Raw genomic sequence first — 10,000 nt, 5'->3', positions numbered from 1 at the left:
ATTTTCACTTTAGCACCTGTTAAAACATCTCCAGAAATAATTCTCACATTATCTCCAGCAATTTTACCACCTACTAAATCTTCAATAGCAGCACCAGAAATCACATTATAATACTGAGCTTCTTTAACTTCAGAACCTACTAAAGCGACAGTTCTTGTAGCATTGTATTTTCCAGTTAAAAACAATTCACCAATAATAGCAACATCTTGTGGCGTTACTGTCCAAACTCTTTCACCTGCGTTAATAGGCGAAATCTTTGCAATTTGAACACCAACATTTCCAGCAGGGTGCGGGCCATAAACTTGGTGCATTGAAACTCCTTTAACATCTTTAAAAATAGATTTTCCTTTACCTTTTACAGATAAATGAACTTTTCCTGATGTTAATTTTGCTAAAGCATCGATACCAACTTGGAATGCTTCTAATTTGTTTTCTAAAACATACTCAACATCTGCAACCAAAGGAGCAGTCGCATAAGCTGAAATAAAAATAGCTTTAGGTGTATCAGCTGAATTAGCAATCACATCATAAGGACGTTGATTGATAAATGGCCAACATCCTGAAGCTAACAAATGTGCTTTTACTTCTTCTGTTGATAAATCATTAGGATTTTTCTTGCTATGCTCAACGAAAACATCTTGAGAATCTGCAGCAATAAGAATCTCTAAAATGACTCTTTTTTCACCACGTTTGATTTCTTGAATTTTTCCGCTTACAGGAGCAACGAATTTAACTTTCTCATCTGATTTAGAAAAGAAAATTACTTCTCCCGCTTTAACGTTATCTCCTTCTTTTACCACCATCTTTGGAGTTACTCCATGGAAGTCAGAAGGTTTAACAGCATAGACTTTCGAGCGAGTTACTTGAGCTACTTTGTGAGCTGCTTCACCCTTCAACTTAAGGTCTAAACCTTTTTTAATTCGAATGTCTTTTGACATATTTTTGAAGATATGATTGTTAAAAAATTTACTATAAAACGTGCAAATTTAATCAAATACATTATAGCTTACCAAAAATAAAGAAAGAGATTTGGTTTATTTATAACTATTCTAAATTAGAAATTACTAATAAATTAAAAGGAATTACGTTTGTTCTTAAAGATTTACTATTTTTACGTCTTTATAGCTATAAAATGAATAAAATTATAATTCTATTTTGTCTATCCCTACATGGTTTTATTTTCTCACAAGCAGGAATAGAGCAAGACCCATCATTCAATATTAAAACCATCTCATTCCGAGTAAATGGAAACAATGTGATTCCATTTTTTAAACTTGGTGAAACTTTTGAATTAAGTTTTGACGATTTATACGGAGACGAAGCCGATTATTACTACACCATTACTCAGTACAATTACGATTGGTCTGCACCATCTGATTTAGGAAAAGCGGAATATTTAAATGGAATGGATAATCAGCGCATTATTACTTATGAAAATTCATTCAATACTTTACAACTCTATTCACACTATAGACAAGTTTTTCCAAATAGATTTAATCAAATTACTAAAAGTGGCAATTATTTAATTTCGGTATTAAACGATGAAAATGAAATCGTTTTTTCTCGTAGAATTATAATTTATGAAGAACAAGTAACCGTTGGGCTCTCCATAAGAAGAGCAAGAGACTTTGATAGTCTAAACCAAAAACAGAATGTTGAAATGTCGATAAATTATGGCGATAGAATCCTACAAAACCCCATTCAAAATGTAAAAGTTACGCTTTTTCAAAATGGAAATTGGAAAACGAGTATTTCAAATATAAAACCTCAATACACACTTGGTTCTGAATTAATTTACAGATACAATAAAGAAACCCAATTTTGGGGTGGAAACGAATGCTATAGCATTGATAATAAAATCATAAGAGCAACTAACAATACCGTAGCAAAAGTTACTTCAGGTGAAAATATTTACAACACTCATTTATATACAAATACTCCAAGAAAAAACCAACCTTACACTTATTTTCCAGATATCAATGGCAACTTTTTTATTCAGAATGTAAATTCAACAAATTCTCAAATAGAATCTGATTATTCTTGGGTGTATTTTACATTAGATGCACCAGAATTTTTAGAAGAAAACATTTATGTTTCCGGAATGTTTAATAATTACTCATTAACTGATGATTATAAAATGGAACTAAATAAAAAAACAGGTTTGTATGAAAAAGCACTTTTGATGAAACAAGGCTTTACCAACTATCAATACATTCTTACCGATAAAAAAGGCACTATTGATTTTAAAAATGCTATTGATGGTAATTATTTTCAAACAGAAAACAACTATACCGCAATTGTATATTATAGAGGAAATAACGACAGATACGATAGAGTAATTGGAATAGCAAACACGAACAGCGAAGTTATCCGCAATTAATAATGAACAGAAAAGATAAAAAATATAGAGGCACTCAATGCATCAATTGTGAAACTAAATTAGATGTTAGCGAAAAATATTGTCACGCTTGTGGTCAATTGAATTCAACAAAAAAACTAACCATAAGAGATTTTATAGAAGAGTTTTTTGCTAATTTTTATGCTTATGATTCCAGATTGCGAAATACTTTCTTTTCTTTATTTTTAAAACCTGGTATTGCTGCTAGAGAATTTTCTGAAGGAAAAAGACATCATCATGCTAATCCATTCCGATTGTTTTTAAGTATTTCCATAATTCTTTTTATAGTTATGGATATAGGCACAAGGTTCAACAATAGCTCCGAAGAAAAATCCGAAACAGAATTAACAAAAAGCGATAGCACAAAAATAGATTACAATAAAATCTATGATACTGGCGTAATAGAAGTCGACAAAAAAACCGGGAAAGAATTCCACAGAGATTCCATCTACAAAGCAAACGAATTTAATGATCCTGAAAACTTAGGACATCTAACACTTCGCATTACGACATTTAGAAACTACAACTTAAAAAACCCACAAGAAACTCCCGAGGTTGCATTGAAAAAATTGGGTTATGAAAACAACAAAATCAATCGATATATCTATGAAAAAGCTCAAAATTTAAAATCAAATGATGTGCTTAGAGAAGTTGGAGATTACATTTTAGGTAAATTACCATTCTTAATTTTTCTATCAATTCCTTTCATTGCTATTATTTTTTGGATTGCCTTTTATGATAAAAGATTCAATTACACAGACCATTTAGTTTTTTCGTATAGTTTTTATTCCTTCATGTTTATTTGTTTAATTCTATATGAAATAGTTGGGTTTTTCTCAGACAATATTTCAAAATTTTTAATAGGTACAAGCTTCTCTATTTTGTTTCCAATTTATCTTTATAAATCTTTAAGAAATTTTTATCAAAACAGTCGTTGGAAAACAATTTTTAAATTCCTACTTTTGAACATATTATTCATACCTATTTCATTATTAGCTATTTTCGTGTTAATGGTGGTGTCGATAATCTTATTTTAACATATGGTAAGTCAAATTACAAGAGGCATAAAAATTTCTGTTTTAACTAGTTTTGAAGGAACATACTTCAAGAACTACAAGATTCATTTTGCCTTTTCGTATCATGTTACCATCGAAAATCAAAGTAAAGATTCGGTTCAATTGACTACTCGTCATTGGGAAATTTACGATGCACTAAACACTTTAGAAGTAGTAGATGGCGAAGGTGTAATTGGAAAAAAACCAGTTATAAAACCTGGCGAAACCTACACCTACTCCTCTGGATGTTTACTTTCTTCTCCTATTGGCGCCATGAAAGGCTATTTCAATATGGTTAACTTTACCTCAACTAGAAGTTTTAGAGTTATTATCCCTACTTTTAAGCTTAGTGCTCCTTTTGCTATCAATTAAATAGTAACCAAATTAGCTTCGTAACATTTGTTATCGATAATTCAAAATATACTTTGTATTTTTGTATTCGTTTACGATTATTTCGTAAATCAAAGCACAAAATTGTCTAATCTCAAAATACAACACCATGTTAAAAGGATTTTTTAATGTCCCAAAAGCGGTAAACGAACCCGTAAAATCATACGCTCCAGGTTCTCCTGAAAGAGCAAAAGTTGCAGAAACATACAAAACTATGTGGAATTCTCAAGTAGAAGTTCCATTATATATAGGTAGCGAAGAAATTAAAACTGGCGATACTAAAAAAATGTCAGCTCCACATGATCATCAACATATTGTAGGTGTTTATCATCAAGCAGATAGAACTTTAGTTGAAAAAGCAATTACTTCTGCTTTAGAAGCTCGTAAAAAATGGGCAGCAATGGCTTGGGAAAACAGAGCTGGAATTTTCTTAAAAGCAGCTGAATTATTAGCAGGTCCATACCGCGCTAAAATCAATGCAGCGACAATGATTGCACAATCAAAAACGATTCACCAAGCAGAAATTGATTCGGCTTGTGAGTTGATTGACTTCTTACGTTACAACGTAGAATTCATGACAAAAATTTACGCAGACCAACCAGCATCAACATCAGACATGTGGAACCGTGTTGAATACAGACCATTAGAAGGTTGTGTATATGCGATTACTCCTTTCAACTTTACAGCTATTGCAGGAAATTTACCTTCAAGTGCTGCATTAATGGGGAATGTGGTAGTATGGAAACCAGCAGCAACTCAAGTATATTCTGCTAATGTAATCATGCAAGTTTTCAAAGAAGCAGGTTTACCAGATGGTGTTATCAATATGGTAATGGGTGATTCTGGAATGGTTTCTGACGTAGTTTTATCAAGTCCACATTTAGCAGGAGTTCACTTTACAGGTTCGACTGGAGTTTTCAATGATATTTGGAAAACTATTGGAAATAATATCGCTACATACAAAACATACCCAAGAATTGTTGGAGAAACTGGTGGAAAAGATTTCATCATTGCACATCCATCAGCAAACGCAACGCAAGTTGCAGTAGGAATTGCACGTGGTGCTTTTGAATTCCAAGGACAAAAATGTAGTGCGGCTTCACGTGTTTATATTCCACAAAGTTTATGGCCAGCGGTTCAAGCAAAATTAGAAGCGGATTTGAAATCTATGAAAATGGGTTCACCAGAAGATATGAGTAATTTTATTACAGCTGTAATTTCAGAAGCTTCATTTGATAAATTAGCTCGTTACATCGACCAAGCTAAAAACGATAGCGATGCTGAAGTAATTATGGGTGGGAATTATGATAAATCGAAAGGTTATTTCATTGAACCAACGGTTATCTTAACTACAAATCCAAAATACAACACCATGTGTACCGAATTATTCGGACCAGTAGTTACGATTTATATTTACGAAGACGCAAAATGGTCTGAAACATTGAAATTAGTTGACGAAACTTCAGAATATGCTTTAACAGGTGCGGTATTTAGCCAATGTCGTTATGCGGTGGAAGAAGCGACGGTTGCGTTACAAAATGCAGCAGGAAACTTCTACATCAACGACAAACCAACAGGTGCTGTTGTAGGAATGCAACCATTTGGAGGAGCAAGAGGTTCAGGAACTAATGATAAAGCAGGTTCAGCACAAAACTTATTGCGTTGGGCTTCTGTTAGAACGATTAAAGAAACATTTGTAACACCAGAAGATTATAAATATCCGTTTTTAGGATAATCTTAGTCCGAAATAGAAATAAAAAACCCGATTTTCATTTGAAAATCGGGTTTTGCTTTTTATAGCTAATCACTAATTACTTTTCACTATTCACTTACTTCTTACACTTCAAAGGCAAATGAACCACTTTCTTCGTTTCAAAAAACTCATCTGAAAAGAAATCCGATAAATTGTATTGTGTTGCTTTTGGAAAATCCTTTAATTCTTCGGTTAAATCGCCACCTTTTAAATATAAAATTCCGTTGCCTAATTCGTGGTTTTGTTTTTTTGCCACTTTATCATCTACCCATTTTACAAAATCAGGCATATTGGTAACCGCACGACTTACGATGAAATCGAATTCTTGTTTGACTAATTCGGCACGTTTTTGTTCGGCTTTTACATTTTTTAATCCTAAACCTGCAGCTACTTCATTCACTACTTTGATTTTCTTCGCAATAACATCAATCAAATAAAAATCAACTTCTGGGAATAAAATCGCTAGTGGAATTCCAGGAAAACCACCACCAGTTCCAACATCCATAATTCTCGATCCTGGTCGGAACTCGATAATTTTTGCGATTCCTAACGAATGCAAAACATGACGTGTATATAATTCGTCTATATCTTTTCGTGAAATCACGTTAATTTTGGCATTCCAATCTTCATACAGCGATTGTAATTTTTGAAACTGAAGTATTTGATTTTCAGATAAATCAGGAAATTGCTTTAAAATGGCTTCCATTCGTTAAATTTTGCACAAAAATACGTTTTTTGACGAATAAAAATGATGAATATCATAAATGAAAAAATTATAATAATTATCTTTGACGAAATTTGAATACAAAATATATGAATACCACAACCCCGATTTTCTCAAAAGAGGACAATCTGAAATTTTTCAGAACATTAAATAAACGAGTAAACGATTATTTCAAAGAAAATAAAATTGACAAAACAGGAAACTGGAAGCTTCACCTGAAAACCATTGTGATGTTTGGTCTTTTCCTAACACCTTATTTCTTCCTATTAGCTATGGATATGCCATTTTGGGTATATTTATTATTAAACGTAGTCATTGGAATTGGAATGGCCGGCGTTGGAATGAACGTAATGCATGATGGAAATCACGGTGCTTACTCTACTAAATCTTGGGTAAACAAATTAATGGGCGGAAGTATCTACATCTTAGCTGGAAATGTGTATAACTGGCAAGTACAACATAACGTTTTACACCACACATACACCAACATTATTGGTCACGATGAAGATTTAGAAGCGGGAAGAATTTTACGTTTTTCTAAAACGGCTAAATGGTACAGCCACCACAGATTTCAACATTATTATTCTGTTTTCTTATACGGATTATTAACGTTCAACTGGGCTATCACTACAGATTTCTTACAGATGAAGCGTTATTTAAAAAGACAATTGTCTTACGGAGAAGCTAAAAGTCCAGCTTTTCAATGGACCACTTTAATTATCACTAAAACGATTTACTTCTCCATTTGGTTAGTATTACCAATGGTTTTAGGAATTACATGGTGGAAAGTACTTTTAGGATTTGTAGTAATGCATTACACTGCAGGATTAATTTTAAGTGTAGTTTTCCAATTAGCTCACGTAGTAGAAGACACAGTAAATCCAATGCCAGACGAAAACGGAGAAATCGAAAACACTTGGGCAATTCACCAATTGTTTACAACTGCTAACTTCGCACCAAAAAACTGGATTGTAAATTATTACACTGGCGGGTTAAATCACCAAATTGAACATCATATTTTTCCAAACATCAGTCATGTTCATTACAACAAAATTGCAGAAATTGTAAAACAAACTGCTGCTGAGTGTAACTTGCCGTATCACGAATTCAAAACTACTCGAGCGGCTATCGCATCTCACTTCAAGCATTTGAGAGAATTAGGAAGAAAACCACAATTAGCATAATAAAGTAAGAGACGCGAGGAATCGCGTCTTTTGTATTAACTATAATAACTAACACACAATGAACCCGTTATCGGACAGAATCAACAACTTAGCCGTTTCACAAACTTTAGCTATGGCGGCTTTGGCAAGAGAATTAAAAGCACAAGGAAAAGACATTATCAGCCTTAGTTTAGGAGAGCCAGATTTCAACACTCCTGAATTCATTAAAGAAGCTGCAAAAAAAGCTATCGACGAAAACTACAGTACTTATACTCCTGTAGAAGGTTACTTAGAATTGAAAGAAGCGATTTGCAAAAAATTCAAAAGAGACAATAATCTAGACTACAAACCATCACAAATTGTAGTTTCTACAGGAGCAAAACAATCGTTATACAACATTGCACAAGTAATGTTAAACGAAGGTGACGAAGTAATTCTTCCAGCTCCATATTGGGTTTCGTATTACGAAATTATCAAACTTTCTGGCGGAGTTCCTGTAGAAGTTCCAACTTCTGTTGAAAGCGATTTCAAAATCACACCAGAACAATTAGAAGCAGCTATCACACCAAAAACAAAAATGATGTGGTTCAGTTCGCCTTGTAATCCAAGTGGTTCAGTTTACAATCGTGAAGAATTAACAGCTTTAGCTAAAGTTTTAGAAAAACATCCACACGTGTATGTAGTTTCTGATGAAATCTACGAACATATTAACTTTTCAGGAACATTCTGTAGTATTGCATCTATTCCAGGAATGTTAGAAAGAACAATCACAGTTAATGGAGTAGCAAAAGCATTCGCTATGACAGGTTGGAGAATTGGATATATTGGAGCTCCAGAATTTATCGCAAAAGCATGTACCAAGATTCAAGGTCAAGTAACTTCAGGCGCAAATTCTATTGCACAAAGAGCAACCATAACAGCTGTTGAAGCGGATCCAAGCGTATTAAACGAAATGGTTTCTGCATTCAAAAACCGTAGAGATTTAGTGGTTGGATTAGTAAACCAAATTCCGGGGTTCAAATTGAATGTTCCTGAAGGAGCATTTTATGTTTTCCCTGATGTATCTTACTATTTTGGAAAAACCATCAAAGGAACCGAAATCAAAAATGCAACTGATTTCTCAATGTTCTTATTAGCAGAAGCAAATGTTGCAACTGTAACTGGAGATGCTTTTGGAAATCCAAATTGTATTCGTTTCTCATACGCAACCAGCGAAGCTTTATTAACAGAAGCGATGAGAAGAATTAAAGAAGCTGTTTCTTAAATTATATATTTAACTGAATTGGTATGCTTAAAAAATCATCTAACTAGCCCTCTATTCCTGGGTTAGTTAGATAACTTATAAAGATTAATCAATGAAAAACTTATTCATTCTTTTTCCTCTTTTAATATTAATCAACTCTTGTAAAAGTGTAAAACATGAGGAGGATTTTCCCGAAAATTTTAATGATAAATTATATTTTCAATTGGATGAAAAGTTTGTTGATGAGATAATACCAAAATTAAAAGATAGTCACTTAAAATTTTTAGACCAAGAAAAGCAAAGCTATTTATCTAAAGAATTAAACGACCCAAACTATCTAAAATCTATAGAATGGGATTATGATTCATTTGAGATCAACAACAATGATGAGTTTTTAAAAGAACAGATTAAATCAATTATTGCACTACGAGGGAAACACTTAAAAATTGAAAAGTTATATTTATTTAAATTACATTATAGTGGCGAACAAATAATTGAATATGACTTTGTAGTTATAGAAGAGCGAATCCCCTCTGTTCAAATTTATTATTTTTATTTGCCAAATTCTAGGACTAAAACTGAAAAATTACCAATACAAAAGGTATTATATGATGATCATGGAGTAACCGAATCCTTTGTAGATAATTTAAGATTTTCATTTGAAAATATTCAAAAAATGGACTTGAGCGCAAGATTTTCTGTATACAAGATAACAGCAAATGGTCCTAATAAATACTTTGTAGAAACTCATATCGTTCGAGATATGCTGTCATCTGAAAATTACTTTTTGGAAAAACTATATAAATTAAAACAATAGACTAATCTTCTAACAACATTAGTTTCACAGAAATGGAAGTTATCAGATAATCTAAAATTAGTGTAATTCGTGCTTTTTTATGCTCCAAATTCAAAAAAAGCGAACTTGAATTAGAAATCTTGGATTTTTTATATGAACTTTGCACACTTTTTTTCGGCAAATCCCGAATAATTAAAGCTTTACAAATGAAGAAGAAGATTGAAATTTTAGCTCCTGCAAAAAATCTAACACAAGGAATTGCTGCCATAAATAGTGGTGCCGATGCGGTTTATATTGGTGCTCCTTTATACGGCGCTCGTTCAAACGCCACCAATTCTGTGGAAGATATTGCCGAGTTGGTTAAATACGCCCATTTATATAACGCTCAGGTTTTTGTGGTTATCAATACCATTCTATATGATAACGAATTAGAACCTTGTCGTCAATTGATTTGGAAATTGTATGATATTGGCGTAGA

9 protein-coding genes and 1 pseudogene are annotated in these 10,000 nt (G+C 32.7%); 8 read left to right on the top strand and 2 right to left on the bottom strand.

All coding sequences use genetic code 11. From position 1 onward, the window contains the following. On the bottom strand, window positions 1-938 hold a 938-nt coding region (locus tag LDL23_RS10390), incomplete at its 3' end, for an NADH:ubiquinone reductase (Na(+)-transporting) subunit A (RefSeq protein WP_291265637.1). 194 nt (window positions 939-1,132) lie between these two features. Between LDL23_RS10390 and LDL23_RS10385 the strand changes: the two genes are divergently transcribed. The 4 genes from LDL23_RS10385 (at window position 1,133) to pruA (ending at window position 5,578) form a co-directional block, all read left to right on the top strand. Continuing rightward, window positions 1,133-2,380 carry a DUF5103 domain-containing protein gene (locus LDL23_RS10385; RefSeq protein WP_291265636.1) on the top strand — a complete coding sequence of 416 codons (1,248 nt, stop codon included), beginning with the start codon at window positions 1,133-1,135 and terminating at the stop codon, window positions 2,378-2,380. Window positions 2,381-2,382: 2 nt separating this feature from the next. After that, entirely contained in the window at window positions 2,383-3,435 is a 1,053-nt protein-coding gene (locus LDL23_RS10380) for a DUF3667 domain-containing protein (RefSeq protein ID WP_291265635.1), read from the top strand. A 3-nt stretch (window positions 3,436-3,438) separates the two neighbouring features. Continuing rightward, window positions 3,439-3,825, top strand: a complete 387-nt coding sequence (gene apaG, locus LDL23_RS10375; protein WP_291265634.1) for a Co2+/Mg2+ efflux protein ApaG — start codon at window positions 3,439-3,441, stop codon at window positions 3,823-3,825. Window positions 3,826-3,952: 127 nt separating this feature from the next. Further along, window positions 3,953-5,578: an L-glutamate gamma-semialdehyde dehydrogenase gene (gene pruA / locus LDL23_RS10370; protein ID WP_291265633.1), complete on the top strand. Its 1,626-nt coding sequence runs from the start codon at window positions 3,953-3,955 to the stop codon at window positions 5,576-5,578. 94 nt (window positions 5,579-5,672) lie between these two features. On the opposite strand, the gene rsmG is transcribed toward pruA, so the two are convergent. Further along, window positions 5,673-6,302, bottom strand: coding sequence for a 16S rRNA (guanine(527)-N(7))-methyltransferase RsmG (rsmG, locus tag LDL23_RS10365; RefSeq protein WP_291265632.1), 630 nt, complete (start codon window positions 6,300-6,302; stop codon window positions 5,673-5,675). Window positions 6,303-6,409: 107 nt separating this feature from the next. On the opposite strand from rsmG, the gene LDL23_RS10360 reads away from it, so the two are divergent. The 4 genes and pseudogenes from LDL23_RS10360 to LDL23_RS10345 form a co-directional block, all read left to right on the top strand. Next, window positions 6,410-7,504, top strand: a complete 1,095-nt coding sequence (locus LDL23_RS10360; RefSeq protein WP_291265631.1) for an acyl-CoA desaturase — start codon at window positions 6,410-6,412, stop codon at window positions 7,502-7,504. Window positions 7,505-7,562: 58 nt separating this feature from the next. Then, the gene (locus LDL23_RS10355) at window positions 7,563-8,747 is read left to right on the top strand and encodes a pyridoxal phosphate-dependent aminotransferase (protein WP_291265630.1); all 1,185 of its coding nucleotides are present in this window, start codon (window positions 7,563-7,565) and stop codon (window positions 8,745-8,747) included. Window positions 8,748-8,838: 91 nt separating this feature from the next. Then, the gene (locus LDL23_RS10350) at window positions 8,839-9,543 is read left to right on the top strand and encodes a hypothetical protein (RefSeq protein ID WP_291265629.1); all 705 of its coding nucleotides are present in this window, start codon (window positions 8,839-8,841) and stop codon (window positions 9,541-9,543) included. Between the two features lie 185 nt (window positions 9,544-9,728). After that, window positions 9,729-10,000: pseudogene (locus LDL23_RS10345) on the top strand (U32 family peptidase); the annotation flags it as partial.

Source organism: Flavobacterium sp. (assembly GCF_020217025.1).
GTDB lineage: Bacteria > Bacteroidota > Bacteroidia > Flavobacteriales > Flavobacteriaceae > Flavobacterium.
This window is presented reverse-complemented; position numbering and strand designations above follow the sequence as displayed.

Coding starts and splice junctions, on each gene's coding strand:
- LDL23_RS10380 (WP_291265635.1), top strand. CDS start 2,383: ATGAACAGAAAAGATAAAAAATATAGAGGCACTCAATGCATCAATTGT.
- apaG (WP_291265634.1), top strand. CDS start 3,439: ATGGTAAGTCAAATTACAAGAGGCATAAAAATTTCTGTTTTAACTAGT.
- pruA (WP_291265633.1), top strand. CDS start 3,953: ATGTTAAAAGGATTTTTTAATGTCCCAAAAGCGGTAAACGAACCCGTA.
- LDL23_RS10350 (WP_291265629.1), top strand. CDS start 8,839: ATGAAAAACTTATTCATTCTTTTTCCTCTTTTAATATTAATCAACTCT.
- LDL23_RS10355 (WP_291265630.1), top strand. CDS start 7,563: ATGAACCCGTTATCGGACAGAATCAACAACTTAGCCGTTTCACAAACT.
- LDL23_RS10385 (WP_291265636.1), top strand. CDS start 1,133: ATGAATAAAATTATAATTCTATTTTGTCTATCCCTACATGGTTTTATT.
- rsmG (WP_291265632.1), bottom strand. CDS start 6,302: ATGGAAGCCATTTTAAAGCAATTTCCTGATTTATCTGAAAATCAAATA.
- LDL23_RS10360 (WP_291265631.1), top strand. CDS start 6,410: ATGAATACCACAACCCCGATTTTCTCAAAAGAGGACAATCTGAAATTT.